Annotated in this window: 13 protein-coding genes; 6 read left to right on the top strand and 7 right to left on the bottom strand. The window is 65.2% G+C overall.

Going from position 1 to position 18558, the window contains the following annotated elements:
• Positions 1-174: 174 nt before the first annotated feature.
• Positions 175-1908: a CocE/NonD family hydrolase gene (locus NX862_RS14280; RefSeq protein WP_264494601.1), complete on the bottom strand. Its 1734-nt coding sequence runs from the start codon at positions 1906-1908 to the stop codon at positions 175-177.
• 102 nt (positions 1909-2010) lie between these two features.
• Here NX862_RS14280 and NX862_RS14275 point away from each other — a divergent pair, with 102 nt between their 5' ends.
• The gene (locus tag NX862_RS14275) at positions 2011-2619 is read left to right on the top strand and encodes a TetR/AcrR family transcriptional regulator (protein ID WP_264494600.1); all 609 of its coding nucleotides are present in this window, start codon (positions 2011-2013) and stop codon (positions 2617-2619) included.
• Positions 2620-2771: 152 nt separating this feature from the next.
• On the opposite strand, the gene NX862_RS14270 is transcribed toward NX862_RS14275, so the two are convergent.
• From NX862_RS14270 to NX862_RS14255, 4 genes are read right to left on the bottom strand one after another with little or no spacing between them, the layout of a single operon-like run.
• Entirely contained in the window at positions 2772-3107 is a 336-nt protein-coding gene (locus NX862_RS14270) for a zinc ribbon domain-containing protein YjdM (protein ID WP_264494599.1), read from the bottom strand.
• Positions 3108-3117: 10 nt separating this feature from the next.
• The gene (arsJ, locus tag NX862_RS14265; protein WP_264494598.1) at positions 3118-4347 is read right to left on the bottom strand and encodes an organoarsenical effux MFS transporter ArsJ; all 1230 of its coding nucleotides are present in this window, start codon (positions 4345-4347) and stop codon (positions 3118-3120) included.
• Positions 4344-5330, bottom strand: coding sequence for an ArsJ-associated glyceraldehyde-3-phosphate dehydrogenase (locus tag NX862_RS14260; protein WP_264494597.1), 987 nt, complete (start codon positions 5328-5330; stop codon positions 4344-4346). The genes arsJ and NX862_RS14260 overlap by 4 nt, the downstream gene beginning before the upstream one ends.
• 3 nt (positions 5331-5333) lie before the next feature.
• Complete coding sequence (locus NX862_RS14255; RefSeq protein WP_264494596.1) at positions 5334-6128, bottom strand: metalloregulator ArsR/SmtB family transcription factor; 795 nt, start codon at positions 6126-6128, stop codon at positions 5334-5336.
• A gap of 137 nt (positions 6129-6265) precedes the next feature.
• Here NX862_RS14255 and NX862_RS14250 point away from each other — a divergent pair, with 137 nt between their 5' ends.
• The 4 genes from NX862_RS14250 to NX862_RS14235 all read left to right on the top strand — a co-directional run bounded on the left by NX862_RS14250 (position 6266) and on the right by NX862_RS14235 (position 14496).
• The gene (locus NX862_RS14250; RefSeq protein ID WP_264494792.1) at positions 6266-8557 is read left to right on the top strand and encodes an arginine/lysine/ornithine decarboxylase; all 2292 of its coding nucleotides are present in this window, start codon (positions 6266-6268) and stop codon (positions 8555-8557) included.
• A 96-nt stretch (positions 8558-8653) separates the two neighbouring features.
• Positions 8654-10150, top strand: a complete 1497-nt coding sequence (locus NX862_RS14245) for a hypothetical protein (protein ID WP_264494595.1) — start codon at positions 8654-8656, stop codon at positions 10148-10150.
• A 29-nt stretch (positions 10151-10179) separates the two neighbouring features.
• Positions 10180-13929 (top strand): DarP family protein, encoded by a 3750-nt coding sequence (locus NX862_RS14240; protein WP_264494594.1) that lies wholly within the window; start codon positions 10180-10182, stop codon positions 13927-13929.
• Positions 13930-13959: 30 nt separating this feature from the next.
• Positions 13960-14496: a hypothetical protein gene (locus NX862_RS14235; protein ID WP_264494593.1), complete on the top strand. Its 537-nt coding sequence runs from the start codon at positions 13960-13962 to the stop codon at positions 14494-14496.
• Here NX862_RS14235 and NX862_RS14230 read toward each other — a convergent pair whose 3' ends face one another.
• On the bottom strand, positions 14497-15828 hold the full coding sequence (locus tag NX862_RS14230; RefSeq protein WP_264494592.1) for a DUF6880 family protein: 1332 nt from the start codon (positions 15826-15828) through the stop codon (positions 14497-14499). It lies immediately after the preceding gene.
• 26 nt (positions 15829-15854) lie between these two features.
• Positions 15855-16661, bottom strand: a complete 807-nt coding sequence (locus NX862_RS14225) for a pyrroline-5-carboxylate reductase (protein ID WP_264494591.1) — start codon at positions 16659-16661, stop codon at positions 15855-15857.
• Positions 16662-16799: 138 nt separating this feature from the next.
• Between NX862_RS14225 and NX862_RS14220 the strand changes: the two genes are divergently transcribed.
• Positions 16800-17777: a helix-turn-helix transcriptional regulator gene (locus NX862_RS14220; RefSeq protein WP_264494590.1), complete on the top strand. Its 978-nt coding sequence runs from the start codon at positions 16800-16802 to the stop codon at positions 17775-17777.
• Positions 17778-18558 lie beyond the last annotated feature (781 nt).

Here is an 18558-nt window from a genome sequence, read left to right as displayed (position 1 = left end):
TCCGGGCCAAGATCACCCGCACGCCCCTTCGGGTCATCTGCCCGCAGGACTTGGCGCGCACTTGCAAGATCGTGACGGCCCAGAGGGGGCTTCTGGTCGGGCGTTGACGGGTCACACCACGGCGGATGAGGGTCTTGATGCGACGCCCAAGACTTCGCGCCTAGGGCGCAAGGTTCACCCCATGACGGGCAGTTGCAGGTATGAGGCGCGGTCGCCTCCGGTGTGGATCACGTGCAGGCCCTGGTTTTCCGGCGCATAGGCCGGGGTTCCGGGCATCATCGACCCCAAAGTGTTGCGCGCCCCCACCACCAGGCGCAGCTGCTCGCCCGGGGCAAAGGACAGCCCCAACGGGAACATGTCGATCTGCACCTCCACCACCTGACCGGGCGACAGCTTTTCCACGCGGTCAAAGCTGTGGACCGGGACTTCTTCGGTCGAGGTCGCATCCAAAGCCCGGGCCGAGACCCTCAGCCGTCCATTTGACCCCTTATAGCGCAGCACCGAGGCGCCGTTTTCGGTCAGGTCCTGCATCAGCGCGCCTTGGGCCGGCACGGTGAACTGGGTCAGCACCGACCCCTGCGCATCCAGCTTTTGCGCCAGAACAAACAGGTCCATGTCGTCATGGCCCCGCGCCTCGACCCAAAGCGAGGCCTTGGGATAGCCCACCAAGGTCGCCTCATGGTCGAAGCGGTGGACGAAAGAGGCCATCGGCGCCTCGCCCGCAGTGTCATAGACCGCCTCGGCCGGGGTGCCTGCCGCAAGCCCGAGGGTCCGGGTGCGGGCATCCAGGTAATACCGCGTCAGGACCGAGCCTGCGGGCGGGAAGCTGTCTGCTGCCACATTGATCCGGTCGCCGCCCTTCATGTCATGGACGGCGTAACGGACGCGCGGGGTCGTCTTCCAGCCGTTGTCGATGCCCTTCAGGAAATGGTCGAAGAACCGGGTCAGATCGGCGACGTTTGCGGCCTCGTAGTAATCCGGCCATTCCTGATTGTTATGGATGCGCAACCACTTGTCGGGCGAACCGATCCGGCGCCAGGCGCGGAAGGTGCCCATCGTGTGCAAGGTGTTGGAATAGCTGGCCACGACATAGGCGGGCACCTGCACGCGCTCCAGCGCCACGGCCTTGTCGGTCCACAGGGCCGCATCGGCGAAGGGGGTCGTGGCCACGGCCTCGGCCACCTCCTCACGCAAGCCCGCCCCCACATGGTTGATCTGCAGCCGCCGGGTGAAATGCGGATCGGGCATCCCGCCGCGCTTGCACAGGTCGCGGTAGGCGTCCGAGACCCCCTCGACCGGGTTGATCGCGGCCAGATGCGGCGGCTGTTCGGCGGCGGTGAACCATTGCGCGATGGCGAGGTAAGAGGTCCCCGACATGGCGACCTTGCCCGAGCACCAGTCCTGCTCTGCCAGCCATTCGATCAGGTCGTGGCAATCCTGACCCTCTTGGCGGCCAAACAGCACCGCATCGCCCTCGGACCGCGCAATGCCGCGCGGGTCGGGGTTGCAGATCGCATAGCCCTGCGCGACCCAATAGGCCGGATCGGGGCCCTCGAACTTGGCCAGACCCGACAGCAGCCCGTTGTCGATGCCCAAGGTCGCGTAAAGCCCGGTGGTCTTGGGGGCCGAGCCGCCGCTTTTGCCATAGGGGCTCCAGGCGATGATCGCGGGGACAGTCGTGGCACCCAAGGGGCGGAAGATGTCGGTATAGATCGTGACGCCATCGCGCAACCGCACCGGGACGTCCTTTTCAAACAGGATGTCGCAGGTCAGCGGGCGGAACTGCGGCGCCAGTTGGAACCCTTTGGGCAGAATGCGGCTGCCGGGCTCGAAAGCCGAAAGGATGCCATGAGCGGGGCCGGCCTCATAGGGGAAGGCGGGGACGAAGGTCTTTGCAATTTTGGTCATGTCAGGTGCCTTTGTGCTGGGGGGGCATTCTGCCAGGGGCGACCTTGGGTCGTCCGTTATATCAACGCTTGATGATATACTCGAATCGACTACACTGTGTCAATGAGCCAAGTTCCTGAATCCCCCGCCAAGCGTGGCCGTCGTGCCGGTCCTTCGACCACGCGGGATGCGATCTTGCAGGCCGCCAAACGCCGCTTTGCCCGGGATGGCTTTGCGGCCACCACGATCCGCCAGGTGGCCGCCGATGCCGGGGTCGATCCGGCGCTGGTCATGCAATTCTACCGCGCCAAGGACGAGCTTTTCGCGGCCTGCCTTGAGGTTTCCCCCCAGGCCATGCGCGTGATGGCCGAGGCCTTTGACGGCCCCCCCGACACACTTGGCCCGCAGATCGCCCGGGCCTTCCTGGGCCTTTGGGCCGAGGACACCGAGGACGCGCCGGCCTTGCTGGCCATGATGCGCGCCGCCGTGGCCCATGAGGCGGCCGGAGAGCTGGTGCGGGATTTCGTTCAGGCCCGCTTGGTCCAGGTCATAGCCCCCAAACTGGGCGGGCCGGATGCGGCCTTGCGCGCGGGTCTGGTGGCGGCCATGCTGATGGGCGTGGTTCTGGGCCGCCAGATCGTCCATATCCCCGTCCTGACCGGGGCCGATATCCCCCGCATCGCAGCGCGGATCGGCCCCGCGCTGCAGGTCGTCTTGACCGGGCGGGATTAGCCGCCGGACCGACGGCATGGGGGGTCACAAGACATCTATGCCCGCACGTCTATAGCCGCCGTGCCGATGCAGGGGCTGTGGCGACGGGCGAGGCCCGCCTCGGCCCCTCCCGCCTCGCCCCGTACCGCCCGGCGCCGCGTGCCGCTATTGGCCTAGCCCGTGACCTTCTTGACGAATTGCGACTTCAGGCCGATCTGGCCCACGCCGGGGATCTTGCAGTCGATGTCATGATCCCCATCGACCAATCTGATCCCGCGCACCTTGGTGCCAACCTTGAGCGTCGTGGACGAGCCCTTCAGCTTCAGGTCCTTGATCAACGTCACCGTATCGCCATCGGCCAAAAGATTGCCGACCGCGTCGCGCACTTCGGCGCCTGCGGGGCCGCCTGCGGTCCATTCATGGCCACATTCGGGACAGGTCAACTGGCCTTCGACCTCATAGGTGAAGGCGGAACGACATTCGGGGCACGGGGGCAAGGTATCTGACATGGGCCCGGGCCTAGCGCGCCGGCGCCCTTGCCGCAAGTCCCAGCCTGCGGGCGGCCAGCCAGTTCAGGGCGGCAAGCGCTCCGGCGGTGGCAAGACACAGCGGCAGGCCGCCGTATTGATAGGACAGCCCCGACAGAAGCGTCCCCAAAAGCCGCCCCGCCGCATTGGCCATGTAATAGAAGCCCACATCCTGAGTGACCCTTTCGTCGCGCGAAAAGGCCAGGATCAGCCAGGAATGGACCGCCGAGTTGACGGCAAAGACAAAGCCAAAGGCCAAAAGCCCCGCGACGATGATCCAGGTCAGGCCCGGCACCTGCATCCAGGCCGCCAGCGCCAGGGCCAGGGGGATGGGCACCAGAAGCCCCGCCCAGGTGATGGCGGCGGCTTGGGTCTCGGCCTCGGGGCGGGTCCTTGCACCCAGGATGCAGGGGGCCAGCGCCTGGACCCCACCATAGGCGATGATCCACAAGGCCATGAAACCGCCAATCACAAAGAAGGCCGCGCGGCGGCTGTCGGGGCTGCCATCCGACAGGACCGACTGGAAATAGACCGGCAGGCCCACGACGAACCAGACATCGCGCGCCCCGAACAGGAACAGCCGCGCGAGGCTGAGGCGGTTGATCCGGATATCCCGCGACCAGACAGAGGAGAACTTGACCCCCTTGGCCCCCATGGGCAGCCCGGGCGGCAAAAAGGCCCAGACCGCGGCCAGGATCACGCCCAGGGCCACAGCCATCCCCCAGACCGCGCCCTGAAACCCGACCAGCGCCAGAAGCGCCGCGCCCATGAAAAAGCCAAGACCCTTGACCGCGTTCTTCGATCCCGTCAGCCAGGCGACCCAGCGAAAGACCTGCCCCTTCGGCGCCAAAAGCTTGACGGCGGATTTCGACGACATCTTGGCCAGGTCCTTGGCCACGCCGCTGACGCCCTGCACCGCCATGACAAAGGCGACCGAGGCCGCCACGCTCCACCCCGGGTCCAGCGTGCCCAGCGCGGTAAGCGCCGCGATCTGCAACCCCAGCCCCGCCCAAAGCGTCACCGCCAAACCGAAGCGCGCCGCGATCCAGCCCGCACAAAGATTGGTGACGATCCCCGCCAGCTCATACAGCAGGAAAAGCCAGGCCAGCGCCAGGGGCGAAAAGCCCAAGGCGTTGAAGTGCAACAGAACCAGCATCCGCAAGGCGCCATCCGTGGCCATGAAGGCCCAATAGGCGGCGGTTACGGTGGCATAGGCCCTCATCCCGCCACCATCCGCACGATATCGGCCAGGCGGCAGGCATAGCCCCATTCGTTGTCATACCAAGCATAGATCTTCACCTGGGTGCCTGCGATCACCATGGTCGAGGCCGCGTCGATGATCGCCGAGCGGTCGTCATTGGTGTAATCCGACGACACCAGCGGCCGCGTCTCGAACCCCAGGATGCCCTTCAACGGACCCTCGGCGGCCTTTTGCAGCAGGGCGTTGACCTCGACGGCCGATGTCTCGCGGGCGACCTCGAAGACGCAATCGGTCAGCGACCCGTTCAGCAAAGGCACCCGCACCGCATGGCCATTCAGCCGCCCCTTCAGCTCGGGGAAGATCGCGGTGATGGCCGTGGCAGATCCGGTCGTCGTGGGGATCAGGTTCAACAGGGCCGAGCGCGCGCGGCGCATGTCTTTGGCCGGGCGGTCGACGATGGTTTGGGTGTTGGTCACGTCGTGGATCGTGGTGATCGACCCATGTTTGATCCCCAGCCCCTCGTGGATCACCTTGACCACCGGCGCCAGGCAATTGGTCGTGCAAGAGGCCGCGGTGATCAGGCGTTGCGAGCCGTCGTAAAGGTCATGATTGACGCCATAGACGATGTTCAGGGCCTGCGGCACGGGGGCCGAGACCACCACGCGCGGCACCGCCTCGAAATAGGGCGCGACCTTTTCGGCGGTCTTGAAAACGCCGGTGCAGTCGATCACCACGTCGATGCCCATGGCCTTCAGCGGCAGGTCCTCGATCCGTTTCGCCTGGGTCAGCGGGATGTCGGCGCCCGCGATCACCAGGGCGCCGTCCTTGTGGCCGACGGGGGTGCGCCAGCGGCCATGCACCGAATCGAACTCCAGCCACAGGGCGTGCTGTTCGGGCGTGCCCGTGGCGTCGTTGATCAGGGCCAGGGGCACGCCCATATCCGTCAGCCGCCGCAGGACAAGTTTGCCAATCCGGCCAAGGCCGTTCAATGCGATGCGGGTCATGGGTTATTCCTTGGAAAGGGCGTCAAGCCGGGTTTGCAGGGCCAGCCGGTCCAGCTGATCGAAGGGCAGCGCGGCAAAGGCCTGGATGCGGCGACGCAGCGCGCCATAGGTCTGGGCAAAGACAAGGCCCTTTTCCGCATCCGTCCCCGTGGCCTTGACCGGATCGGGCAGGCCCCAATGGGCGGTGACGGGTTGACCGGGCCAAGGCGGACATTCCTCCAGCGCGGCCTGATCGCAGACGGTGAAGACGAAATCCATCTTCTGCCCCTGCAGGTCGGCCACATGCTTGGACTGCAGGCCGGCCAGGTCATGGCCATTGCGCACCAGAACATCCAGCGCAAAGGGGTTCAGCTGGCTGCCGGGCCGGGTGCCGGCCGAATGGGCCCGGAACTTCGCCCCGCCAAGGTCGCGAAGCAGCGCCTCGGCAAAGATCGACCGGGCCGAGTTGCCCGAACACAGGAACAGCACGTCATAGGGTGTCGTCATCGTCTTGATCTCCGCACAAATATCCGCCCGGCCCCGGCAGCAATCCTCGGCCAGATAGCCCACCAGCGCCCCCGCCCGCGCCAGATCGACGGCGTAAAGCAGCGACCGCCCCTCACGCGTGACCCCGATCAGCCCCGCGGCCTGCAGGTCGGCCAGGTGATGGGACAGCGTGTTGGCCTTCATCCCCAACGCCTCGGCGATCTCGGAGGGGCGCGCAGGCCCCGGCGCCCGCCGCATCAGGATGCGAAAGACGGCCAGGCGGCCGGGATGGCCAAGGGCGGTGAAACTTTGGGCGGCCTGATTCATTTCCATGATTCAGGAATAATAGAAACGAACAGGCCCCGCCAGTGAAGCTTTTGTGACACCCCCCAAGTCCCGCGATGAAAACTGGCAATCGCTGCGCCCAGGCGCTAAAGCACCAAGGCCGCCCCCCGCGTGAGGACACCTGCATGAAGTTCCGCTTTCCCATCGTCATCATCGACGAAGATTTCCGCTCCGAGAATTCCTCGGGCTCTGGTATCCGCGCCATGGCCAAGGCCATCGAGGACGAGGGCTTTGAAGTCTTCGGCGCGACCTCTTATGGCGATCTGTCGAAATTCGCCCAGCAGCAGTCCCGCGCCAGCGCCTTTGTGCTGTCCATCGACGACGAGGAATTCACCCCCGGCCCGGACCTTGACCCCGCCGTCCTGAACCTGCGCAACTTCATCGAGGAAGTGCGCTGGAAAAACGCCGATGTCCCGATCTTTGTCTATGGTGAGACCAAGACGTCGCGCCACCTGCCCAACGACATCCTGCGTGAGCTGCACGGCTTTATCCACATGTTCGAGGATACGCCGGAATTCGTCGCCCGCCACATCATCCGCGAGGCCAAGACCTATCTGGAAGGCATCCAGCCGCCCTTCTTCAAGGCGCTGTTGGATTACGCCGAGGATGGGTCCTATTCCTGGCACTGCCCCGGCCATTCCGGCGGCGTGGCCTTTCTGAAATCGCCCATCGGGCAGATGTATCACCAGTTCTATGGTGAAAACATGCTGCGTGCCGATGTCTGCAACGCGGTTGAGGAGCTGGGTCAGCTTCTGGACCACAACGGGGCGATTGGCGCCTCCGAACGCAACGCCGCGCGGATCTTCAATGCGGATCACTGTTTCTTTGTGACCAATGGCACCAGCACATCGAACAAGATGGTCTGGCACCACACGGTCGCCCCCGGTGACGTCGTGGTCGTGGACCGCAACTGCCACAAGTCGATCCTTCATTCGATCATCATGACCGGCGCGATCCCGGTTTTCCTGAAGCCCACGCGCAACCATTACGGCATCATCGGCCCGATCCCGCGGGCGGAGTTCGAAATCGAGGCGATCAAGGACAAGATCCGCGCCAATCCGCTGCTGGCCGGCGTCGATGCCGACACGGTCAAGCCGCGCATCATGACCCTGACCCAGTCGACCTATGACGGGGTTTTGTATAACACCGAGGTCATCAAGGGCCTGTTGGACGGCTATGTCGACAACCTGCATTTCGACGAGGCCTGGTTGCCCCATGCTGCCTTCCACCCGTTCTATGGCAGCTTTCATGCGATGGGCCGCAAACGCGCGCGGCCGAAACATGCCGTGACCTATGTCACCCAGTCGATCCACAAGCTTCTCGCGGGCATCTCGCAGGCCAGCCATGTCCTTGTGCAGGATGCGCATGACACCAAGCTGGACCGCCACCTGTTCAACGAAGCCTACCTCATGCACACCTCTACCTCGCCGCAATATTCCATCATCGCGTCTTGCGATGTGGCGGCGGCGATGATGGAGCCTCCCGGCGGCCTCGCGCTGGTCGAAGAAAGCCTGGCCGAGGCGCTGGATTTCCGCCGCGCCATGCGCAAGGTGGATGCCGAATTTGGCGATGACGATTGGTGGTTCACGGTCTGGGGCCCCGAGGCGCTGGAGGACGAGGGCATCGGGCGCACCGCGGATTGGGTGCTGAAGCGCACCGATGCCGAAGGCGTGCAGCCCTCGGATGGCGAGGAATCTTGGCACGGCTTTGGCGACATGGCGCCGGGGTTCAACATGCTGGACCCGATCAAGGCCACCCTGGTCACGCCGGGCCTGAACATGGACGGCAAGTTCCAAGAGACCGGCATCCCCGCCAGCATCGTCACGAAATACCTGGCCGAACATGGCGTCGTGGTCGAAAAGACCGGGCTGTATTCCTTCTTCATCATGTTCACCATCGGCATCACCAAGGGCCGCTGGAACTCGCTTTTGACCGCGCTGCAGCAGTTCAAGGACGATTACGACAAGAACCAGCCCTTGTGGCGGTCGATGCCGGAGTTTTCGGCCAAGCAGCCGCGCTATGAACAGATGGGGTTGCGCGACCTGTGCAGCCATGTTCACCGGCTTTATGCGAAATATGACGTGGCGATCCTGACCACGGATATCTATCTGACCGACCACCACCCGGCCATGACGCCCTCGGATGCCTTCGCGCAGATCGCCCGCCGCACCACCCAGCGTGTGCCGATTGACGAGCTGGAAGGGCGCATCACCACCAGCCTGATCACCCCCTATCCGCCGGGCATCCCCCTGTTGGTCCCGGGTGAGGTCTTTAACCGCAAGATCGTGGAATACCTGCAGTTCAACCGCGCCTTCGCGCTGGAATGTCCGGGGTTCGAAACCGATATCCACGGTCTGGTCCAGGAAGTCGGCGCGGATGGGATCGTCCGCCACTATGCCGATTGCGTGGCGCTGTGACCTGAACAAGGGGGAAAGCGGACGCCGCTTTCCCCGATTGCTTCGACTCTCAAGCGTGGTTAACCTCTCTCTGACGATTGTGTCAGGAGGCCGTCCATGCCCAGTGAAGACGAAATCGCCGATCTCAAGGCTTTGATCACCGTCGCGCGCAAGATGCCGGTCAATGTGGGCCTGTGCCTGGGCAAAAAGCCGGCCGATTCCATCGTCAAGATCGACCGCAAACGCGCCCCCGAAGCCCTGATGCGCGAGGCCAAGAAAGAGGGCGAGACCGCGAAGGTCGCCGCCGGAACCTTGACCATCGAAGGCCGCAGCGGGGTCTTTCACTGCGTGACCGCGCCGCCCTCGGGTCTGGGCAAAAGCCTGCGGGCGTTTTTCAAGGCCATCGGGATCAATTTCGACCTGGAAATCATCAAACCGGACGGCCAGGCCGAAGGCGAGGAGGATGACGCCGAAGAGCCGACGACCGCGCCCAGCCCCACTGCGCCCGGCCCCACTGCGCCCAGCCCCACTGCGCCCAGCCCCACTGCGCCCGGCGCCCCGCCTTCCTCTTCTCCGTCCTCCGGCCCCTCCCCCGAGGCCCCGCCGTCCGGCCCCGATCCCCGCGCTGTGGCCGAACAGCTGAAATCGCTGAAGGCGGCCATCACCGACATCGGCGGCAAGATGGCGGAAACCATGCTGGCGGCCCTGGGCAAGATCGTCGACCTGCTGAAGACCGGCAAGGTGGCCGAGGCCTCCTCTGCGGCCGAAAAACTGGCCCAGGCCGTCGAAAAGGCCAAATCCGCAGCGGCAGGCGCCCCCAAACCCACGGCCGAGGCCGATAAATACGGTCCCGCTGTGGCCAAGCTTCAGGGGCTTGTCGATGCGCTGCCCCAGGGCGACGCCCGCGCCGCGCTGACCGCCTTGCTGGACCAGGCCCGCGCAGGCCTGGCCAAGGGCGACACCGGCCCGCTGCAGGCCAATGCCAAGCGCGTTCAGGACGGGCTGGCGCTGCAAGCCGCCATCGACCGGCTGTCGCCTGTCGTCGCCAACGCCCTGTCAAAGGGTCTGGTGGCAGAGCCCGACAAGCTGCGCCTGCTGTTCAACACGGTCGCCGAAAACGTCCCCGCCCCGGATCACGCCAAGGCCATGACCGCGCTGGACCGGATCGAAAAGTTGATCGCCGCCGGCGGCAAGGACCCCGCCCGCGATATCCCGACCGATGTGCAACCCTTTGCCAAGTCGCGCATCGAATGGGGCGGCAGCCGCAAATCCATGCTGACCGAGGTGAGCCGCCTGCAAGACGCGATCCGCGCCCGCTGCGAAGAGGTCGGCGGACTGGACGAGGTGGTGGCCAGCCTCGCCGATCTGATGGCCCCGCTGGAGGCGATCGACACCAAGCTGGAGGACAAGCTTGACGAAATCGTAGGCTCCCCCGCGGGTCAGACCCGCGACAAGCTGAAGACCGAGGCCCGCGCGCTGATCCGGCTTTATCAGGCCGAGCTGGCCAAGCCCTTCTTTGCCGAGGTCGATGCGGCCAACGGGTTCTTGAACGTCTCTGTCACGGCCACCGCCACGGCGGCCCTGGCCAAAGTCGAAGCCGTCCTGGCCGCCTGACCCCTGACCCCGTCCGCTGGAGTATTGCCATGCCTTGGGATGATCTGACCAAAGACCAGAAGGCCTTTTTGGACAAGCACTTCAAGAAGCGGTTCTCGGATGTCTATTCAAAGCGTTCGACCAAGACCGACAATGTCGCCAAGACCGCCGACTATGAACTGAGCCTCAAGCTGGACGGCGATCTGACCCAGGCTCTGCTGGGCCTGCCCGGCGATTATGCCGAGGCGAAATCGGCAAAGGCGCAGGGCGAAAGCGCCGCCAAATCTCGTGAGGCGGGCGAGTTCAAGGCCGCGGTGGCGACCTTGCAAAAGGCGGTGACGGATGTGGGCCAGGCCATCCAGCGCTGGGGCGACGTGGTCAAGGGCCTGCGCGACGAGGCGGGCCTTGCCACCGATGTGCCCGGCATCGACGGCGTCGAGACGCAGCGGCTGAAGACCATCGGCGATGAAATCCTTGATCTGACCAAGGCCAAACCCCTGCCGCGCAAGGTCGACCTGGAAGCCGCCCGCGACAAGATCCCGCTGTTGATCAACGCCAAGGAAGAATGTCGCACCGCCGTCGAGGACCGCCGCGTCCGTCAGGGCTTTGTCGATGCCTTTGCCAGGGTCAAGGACGCGCTGGAGGCCGCCGATGTGCTGGACCCCGCGCCCTTTGCCAAGATGGCCAGCCATGACAAGCTGACCGGCGCCATCGACAAGGCCCGCAAGGCGCTGACCGAGGCGCGCAAGGCCGAGGTTTCCACCACCCGCTCTGACCATGCCAAGGCGACGTCCCTTCTGACCGAAGTCGCCAAATCCCCCACGGTCGAGGACCTGCGCCTGGCCTGCGCGACCGAGTTGCAAGAGCATAAGCGCAAGCTGGCCGAGATCGGCAAGGCGCAAGAAAAGCTGCTGCCCGAGATCACCCGTCTGGGCAAGCTGCCCGAGGACACGGCCGAGGCGGCCGAACTGATGCGCGCCATCACCGCGCATGGGGCCCGCCTGACAAAGCTTTTGGTGGCCGAAGACCTGGCCGCGGCCGAGACCTCGTTCGACGCGCTGAAACAGGCCGTCAGCGCGATGCAGGTCGAGGAAACCGCCCTGACCAAGGCGAAGCTGTTGCGCGAAGAGGCCCTCAAGGCCTATGACAAGATGGCCGCCGATCTGAAAAAGGCGCGCAAGATCCATGCGATCAATCCCGGGTTCACGGACGATGTGAAGGCCTTCAACGATGCCGACCTCATTGTCCAGTTCCGGCTTCACAACAAAGCCTTCGGCACGGCGCTTCAGGACATCGACAAGCTGAAGGTCGCCACGGCCAAGCTTTTGGGCCGCCAGACCGAATTCACCGCCATCGAAGAGGCGATGGCGCAGGCCAATTCGGTTGGCGAAGAGCTGGCCCGGCTTGCGGCCCTGGCGATGCAGACCGAGTCCGCGATGCCCGAAGTCGTCCAGGGAAAGGCGCGGCTGGAAGAAATTTTCAACCTGATTTTGGGCCTGATCACGGCGCAAGACTTTGTCCAGGTCCTGGCGCTGTGCCGCGAGGGGATCGAGAAGGCCAACCAGATGATCGGGCTGAAGGATGCCTGTGCCACGCTGGAACTGGACCGGGTCAAGCTGGAAAAGCGCGTCAAGGCAGCGATCAAGACGGTCAAGGGCGAATTCGGCAAGACGGTCGTCGACACAGAGTTCGGCGAACAGCGCGCCTTGATCACGGCCTCGCAACAGTCCTGGGATGCGCTGGTGGATGGCGGCGATGTGGCCGCAGCCGGGCTGGAGGTCGCCAAGCTTGAAAAGCTTTGTGCCGCACTGCCGCCGCTTGCCCTGCGCAACGATGCAGCGATGCAGCGTCGCAAGGACGTGATGAAGACCTATGAGACCAACAAGACGACCTTCGAAGACCTGTGGAAGGTCAAGCCCGCCAGCGACAAGATGTTGGGGCTTTATCGCCAGGCCAGCGCGGATTACGCCCTGTTCCAGGAGGCGTTCAAGACGGCTCCGCTGGATTTTGCCGCCATCCTGGACCGGGCGGTGATATCGGCCAAAGCCTGCCTTGCCGAACAGGTCGAGGACGAGAAGAACCGCGCCACCGCCGTCAAGGCCTATGAGGCCCGCAAGCTGGTCGTCATCGGTGAGGCCAGGGAGGCACTGAAAATCTGCGCCGCCCATGTCCCCGACCTGGATGCGCTGGACACGTCGATCAACGCGACCTATGGCGCGGCGGTCAAACTGGCCAAGGCAGGAAAGCCCATCGAAGCCCTTGAGAAGCTTGAGGAATGTTCCCGTATTGCGGCCTCGGTCGCGGGTCAGGTCGATGGCGCCACCAACAAGATGGGCGAGCGCAAGGCCGACTTCCAGAAGCGTTTTGCCCAACCGCTGAAAGACCGCCTGACCGCGGTGCGGCTGTATGAAGACGTGGCCCCCGGTCTTTTGGCCGCGGTCGGCGCGGCCAAGCTTCTGGGCGACGAGGTGGCGCAACTTGAAGTCGCGGAAGACTGGGTCAAGGGGCTGGAAAAGCTGAAAGCCCTGGAACTGGCGGTCGATGCCCTGGTGCTGCGCAAGGGCGATCACGACCAAAGGATCACCGACCGCGATTGGCTGATTTCAGAGCGTGCCAAGGTCAAGGCCAAGGCCGACGAGGCCGACCAGATGCGGGCAGTGGACCGCGAGACCGAGGCGGCCGTGGCCCGCTATGCCAAGGCTGCGGCGATCTCGGGTCCCAATGCCGACCGCTATGCCCAGGCCGCCGCCCGCGCGGGCTTTGCCGAATACCTGGAGGCGCTGAACGCGCTGCACGGGCTGAAGGGCCAGCACGACATCCAGGAAAAGGCGAAGATTGCGGCGAACAAGGCCTATGGCCCCTTCTCGGCCGATATCAACATCGCAGGGGCGATGAAGCCGATCAGCCCGGAATTTGCCAAGCTTGTCGCGGCCTTCAGCAAGGCCAAGACACTGTTTGTAAAGCACTACTTCAGCCATGACTATGTGTCGGCCCTGCAGGCCATTCCGGCCTATGGCAAGGCGGCCAAGGCCTTGGCCGACAAGAAGGGCGATTACGATCTCCTTTTGGTTCAGGTCAAGACCGATGCGACCCAGGCCGGCACGACCCTGACGTCGACCAGCCCGGAGGATCTGAAAAAGCAGACCACCGAAGAGAAGCTTGACCTTCTGAACCGGTTGCGCGGCGCCAAGGAAGAGCTGACGCCGGACCAAAGGGTCCTGCAACGCAAGGTCTATATGGCCATGGACCTGGACGAAGATTTCCTCAAGGTCGACGAACCGCGCCGCAACCGGCTGATCGACGAGATCAAGAAGGACAAGGACCTGTTCGAGGCCAAGGACGATTGGGGCAACCTGCCGGTGGACCGCAAATTGGCGCTGTTGCAAAAGACGCTAGAGACGGAATGTCGCATCTATGACATGCCGGTGCCAAGGATCGTGGCCTTCGAAGAGCCTCCGGGCGACCTTGGGTCCTTCAACGGGGGAACGGGAACGATCCGCATCAACACCCATCCCGCGGCGACCTTCGACGATTTCCACGATACGATCGACACGATCGTCCACGAGAATGCGCATAATTATCAGGCCCATATCGTCAAGAAGCTGCGCGAGGGGCTCTTGCAGCCGGGCGATCCGGAATACAAGCAGGCGCTGATGTTCGCCGCCAACAGCGAACCTCATGCCTATGTGCAAAGCGAGGAAGACCCGGCCTGCTACAAGAAGGAGCCGATGGAGGAACATGCCTGGAAGACGGGTGGCGATGTCCAGAAGGCGCTGAAGACCGCGCCTCCCACCCTGTGACCGCAGACCTGAATAGGAGCCCCAGAGACCATGAGCATCCCCGCCACGACCCCCGTTTCGATCCGCTATATCTCGCCCCCCGGTGCTCCGGCCTTTCTGGGGCGCGGCACGATTGACCCTTTGGGCATTATCACCGTCACTGAAGCCGCACCCGACCAGGACGCCTGGCTGGCCGAAAATCTGGGCGAGTTGAACGCCCGGTCCTATGTGATCCTGAAAGGCCCGCCCGAGGCCAGCGCGCCGGCCCTGCCGCCTGCCCCGGACCTTCTGCCCGGTTTCCCTGACGATGTCCCCGCCGATATCCCGGAGCTGGACGTGGATGCGCCCCATCCCGGCCCCTCCAAGCGCAAGGTTTTGCGCGGGGCGCCCGATTTCCTGGCGGCGCTGCAGGATTACGGCCTGCGCGTCTATGGGCTGGAGCTGGAGTTCGACCCCAAGGCCTTTGACCCGCCCGCCAAAGAGCCGGCCCCCCAGCTGGAGGAGGCCCCCACAGAGCTTCCGCCTGCCGGCCCGCCCGCGGCCCTGCCCGACACGACAGAGCTGGACGAGGCCGACCGGCTGACCTGATCAGGACTGGCCACGCAAGGGGCTTTGCGTCCAGAACCCCGCCTTGCGCGGGTGATCGTGGCGCAAGCGGGCCTCATAGGCCGCATGGGTCGGAAGCGGGCCAAAATCGGCGATATGGGGCGCAAGTTCGGCACATAGGCTCAGATGGCGTGCGGCATGGCCATAGCGGCTGGACCGCCCGGCCCTTAGCGTGAAGTCGATCATCGCCCGCAGCGCCAGGGTCGCGGCCAGCGGCGCGCGGCTGGCCAGGGCCTCGGCTGCGGGGGCCAGGATGTCATAGCGGTCGCCGTCCAGCTCGACCCGGCGCGTCAGGATCAGCCGGGCCGCGCGGTCGTGGTCGGGCCAATCCAGCAGGAACTGCAGCGCCATCCAGGCCACGGGATAGGCCGTCACATGGTCCATCGCCAAGTCCAGCGCGGTGATGTCCTCGAAATCGGGCAGCTTTTTCAGATAGGCGCGCAGGGCGGGCGCATCCAGGTCACGGTGGAAAAGCGCCAGGCGAAAATCCTGCGCTTCGGCCTGACGCCCCAGCCTCTCCAGCAGGTGAAGCCGCAGCTGCACCGCGTCAGCGCCGGGGCGGCCCTGGGCCTGGTCCAGAAACGCCAGCGCCTCGGCGTCGCGCCCCTGGGCCGCAAGCCGCTGGGCAATCTGCAGCGCCACAAGCGGGTCGCGGCGCGCGGGCACAGGGGTCTGGGCGACAAAGGCATCGACATCGCCCGTCACATCCGCGACCTCTTGCAGCGCCTGACGGATCAGCGGCCCCTTTTCATCCTGCAGCCGGGTTTTCAGATGCAAAAGGCCCACTGGCCCCAGCGCCTCGGCCAGGGCGGCGATCAGCCCATCGTATTGTCCGCCCTCATTGTCCTGCACCGCATCCAGGACCGCATCGGCCAGGGCCTCGGGCCGGTCCCGGGGCGCGATCCGGCCCAAAAGCGCGCAGCCCTGGGCAAAGACCGCCCGGACGGTGCCATTGGTATCCTCGCAGCGCTGAAACAGCGGCGTGCCGACCTGCAAGAACCGCCAGGTCAGCGCCAGGGCCTCGGTCGGATCAGCGGGAACCAGCTGTTCGATGGCCTGCAACTGGCCGCTCAGATCGGCCACCAGCGTCTTGCGGCTGCGCCAGGTGATGCGGGCGCGGGCCGTGGCCAAGGTGGTCAGGCGCTTGGAGATCTCGCGCGCGGCCTCTTTCGGGCTTTGCGCCCCGGCCAGTTCCAGCCGCAGCCGCCGCTTGGCCAGCGCCGATCCCGTGCTGATCTCGATCAACAACTCCGCCAAGCGCTCGGCCCCCAGGCCCTGCAGATTGGCCGCGTTCAACGTGGTTTTGGAGGCCATCGCAATCCCCTGAAAGCCCTGCCCTATCACTCTACCGCGGCGGGGGGAACCGGCGTCCGGCCGCGCACCCGGGCCAGAACGCCGTCCAACGCCTGGGTCAGCGCCGCCGTGCCGCCCCCTGCGGCAAAGTCGCGGAAGACCTGTTCATTCAGCCCGCCGCGGGTCGAGAATTCGTGGCGCAGGTCCGCGAAATCCAGCGGGCTTTGCCGCGCCACCTGCCCCAGATTGGCGAAAAGCCCCGCCAGATAGGTCCGCGCCGCGGGTTCGGGCAGGCCCTGCGTGGCAAGCCAGGCCTGCACCGTCTCCAGCAGGCCGAAATAGCTGCCCATCATGGCCGAGGCCACGGCCAACAGGTCAAAGTCCTGCAGGCTGGCGCAGGGCACGGCCTGACCCAGCCGGTCGAACAGCGCCAGCGCCTCGGGGTCGGGCGGAAAGACCGGCGTGACGCAGCTGCGTGTGGCCACAAAGGGCAAGGGCACGGCGCGGGTGATGGGCAGGTCCAGCCCGATCCAGGCGCGCAGATCCTCGGCCGCGGTGGCGGCGACCAGGCTGATCACCCTTTGCCCGGGGCGAAAGCGCAGGGCCGTCACCACGTCGCGGACGATCTGCGGACGGACCGTCAGGATGACGGTGTCGCAGCCGTCGACCACGGCCTGGTTGCTGGCCGCCACCCTTACCCCCGGCAGACGCGCCGCAAGGTCCTGCGCCCGCGCCGCCCCGCGCGGCGAAAGCAGGATATCGCCGCCGCCCAAACCCTCGACCATGGCAGACGCCCGCAAACCCTCGATCATGGCAGACGCCATGGTGCCGATGCCGATGAACCCCAGGGTCATGTGACCTCCCTTGTTGCCCCGGTGTCGGGCGCCGCCCCGGCTTCGTCAAGGCCCCGCTCTTCAAAACCGGCCAAGAAGATCATCGCCAGGCGGGCCCTGATGTGGCATAAGGGTGGCAAATCCTGTCATGAGGCCGCGATGTCCTTCCAGAAAGCCACCGACCTTCTGCGCCTGGCCGAAATGGCCAGCGCCCGCCATGCCGGCGTCAGCCTGACCGAGATCGAAGAGACCTTTGGCGTCGACCGCCGCACCGCGCAGCGCATGACCAAGGCGCTGGAAGAGACCTTTCCGAACTGCATCACGCGCACCGATGACGACCGCCGCAAGTTCTGGAAGCTGCGGGCCGATCATGCGCGGCTGATGCTGGCCCAAGGCATCCGCGATAGCGAGTTGATCGCACTGAACCTGGCGATCCAGCGCGCCGAACGTGAGGGCGCCGTGACCGATGTCCGCGCCTTGGCGGGTCTGCGCGACCGGCTTTTGGCCTCGATGCCCGGCCCCCATGCCCGCCGCGCCGAGGCAGATGCCGAAGCGGTCCTTGAGGCCCATGGCTTTGCCTCGCGCCCGGGGCCTGCCGTGCGGGTGGCGCCCGACCTGCTGGGCCTGATCTCCGAGGCGCTGAAGGGGCCGCATGTGATCAGCCTGACCTATAGCGGCCGCCCGCGCCGGCTGGAGCCGCATGGGCTGTTGCTGGGCACGCGGCGCTATCTGGTGGCGCGTGAGGTCGGCGAAAGCCGGATGCAGCATTACCGGCTGGACCGGATCGAGGGCGCCCGGCTGGAGGCCACGAGTTTCGCCCGCGATCCCGGCTTTGACCTGGCCACCCATGCCGCCCGCGCCTTTGGCAGCTATTACGCCGAAGACGAATACGGCGAGGTGGTCTGGCGATTCACCCCGAAGGCCGCGGTGACGGCGCGGGATTTCCTGTTCCACCCGACGCAAGAGATGACGGACGAGGCCGATGGGTCGCTGACCCTGCGCTTTACCGCCTCGGGCTGGCTGGAGATGGTTTGGCACCTGTATCTGTGGGGCGACCAGGTGCAGGTCCTGGCCCCCGAGGCCCTGGCGCAGAGGGTGGCCGATCACCGTCGGACCGATTTCGTCGCTCTGCCCTAGGTCAGAGGATTTGCAGCGTTCGGGGTGAAATATACCCCGCCCGGGACGGCAAGGGATACCAACCGCTCCTTGGGAAGACTGGCCTTCGCTCTTTGGGAAGACTGCTTTTCCATATTTGGCAAAGTCCGCGGGAACGGGCCGCGCGGGCGAAGTCCTCTTTCTTCACCGTGGTGAATTGCTGTCAGGCCGCTGTGGCTGGCCCTTTCCGGGGCGGTGGTTTTGCGGACCCGGTGCGGGGTGAATTGCCCTGCACGGGGCTTGTCACTTTGACCCGCGGGCATTGCCGCCCTCGACATGCCCCAACACGGAGTCCAGCCGACCGCGGCAGATTTCCCCCCCAAGCCGCGCTTGGCAACAATGCCACCAAGACCGCGCCCATCCTGCCGATGATCCGCCCGCATCTGGCGCTTTTGCATGACGTGGTGGCGACGCAAAACTACGCCCTTGGTATTCAGGGGCCAGACCACGGCATCGGGGGCCTTTGGCGCGTGGTGGGTCTTGTGGCCGGCAGCGCCAGTGGAAAAGCGGTCGCCCGGCAGCGCCGAAAGCGGGGTCGTCCGGGGGAAAGCAACATCATGGCTTGGCTTTTACAGGGCAGCAACAGGCGGGGCCACCTCAATCGGGGCTGTCCATTTTCTTACTATTTAACAAAGCATTGCGATAAGGCATGGCCGGGCAGCGGGGGCAGGCTTTCCTTCGTGCCTCCCCATGGGGAAGATTTGGCCCGATCCGCGCCGCGCCCCGGGGGTCATAACCCGAATTTAAGTTTTGCGGGGCATAT

Origin of the sequence: Stagnihabitans lacustris, assembly GCF_025950525.1 — a bacterium.
Taxonomy (GTDB): Bacteria; Pseudomonadota; Alphaproteobacteria; order Rhodobacterales; family Rhodobacteraceae; genus Stagnihabitans.
This window is presented reverse-complemented; position numbering and strand designations above follow the sequence as displayed.

Excerpts from the sequence above, each read along its gene's own strand:
- NX862_RS14280 (WP_264494601.1), bottom strand. The coding sequence starts at position 1,908 with ATGACCAAAATTGCAAAGACCTTCGTCCCCGCCTTCCCCTATGAGGCC.
- NX862_RS14275 (WP_264494600.1), top strand. The coding sequence starts at position 2,011 with ATGAGCCAAGTTCCTGAATCCCCCGCCAAGCGTGGCCGTCGTGCCGGT.
- NX862_RS14270 (WP_264494599.1), bottom strand. The coding sequence starts at position 3,107 with ATGTCAGATACCTTGCCCCCGTGCCCCGAATGTCGTTCCGCCTTCACC.
- arsJ (WP_264494598.1), bottom strand. The coding sequence starts at position 4,347 with ATGAGGGCCTATGCCACCGTAACCGCCGCCTATTGGGCCTTCATGGCC.
- NX862_RS14260 (WP_264494597.1), bottom strand. The coding sequence starts at position 5,330 with ATGACCCGCATCGCATTGAACGGCCTTGGCCGGATTGGCAAACTTGTC.
- NX862_RS14255 (WP_264494596.1), bottom strand. The coding sequence starts at position 6,128 with ATGGAAATGAATCAGGCCGCCCAAAGTTTCACCGCCCTTGGCCATCCC.
- NX862_RS14250 (WP_264494792.1), top strand. The coding sequence starts at position 6,266 with ATGAAGTTCCGCTTTCCCATCGTCATCATCGACGAAGATTTCCGCTCC.
- NX862_RS14245 (WP_264494595.1), top strand. The coding sequence starts at position 8,654 with ATGCCCAGTGAAGACGAAATCGCCGATCTCAAGGCTTTGATCACCGTC.
- NX862_RS14240 (WP_264494594.1), top strand. The coding sequence starts at position 10,180 with ATGCCTTGGGATGATCTGACCAAAGACCAGAAGGCCTTTTTGGACAAG.
- NX862_RS14235 (WP_264494593.1), top strand. The coding sequence starts at position 13,960 with ATGAGCATCCCCGCCACGACCCCCGTTTCGATCCGCTATATCTCGCCC.
- NX862_RS14230 (WP_264494592.1), bottom strand. The coding sequence starts at position 15,828 with ATGGCCTCCAAAACCACGTTGAACGCGGCCAATCTGCAGGGCCTGGGG.
- NX862_RS14225 (WP_264494591.1), bottom strand. The coding sequence starts at position 16,661 with ATGACCCTGGGGTTCATCGGCATCGGCACCATGGCGTCTGCCATGATC.
- NX862_RS14220 (WP_264494590.1), top strand. The coding sequence starts at position 16,800 with ATGTCCTTCCAGAAAGCCACCGACCTTCTGCGCCTGGCCGAAATGGCC.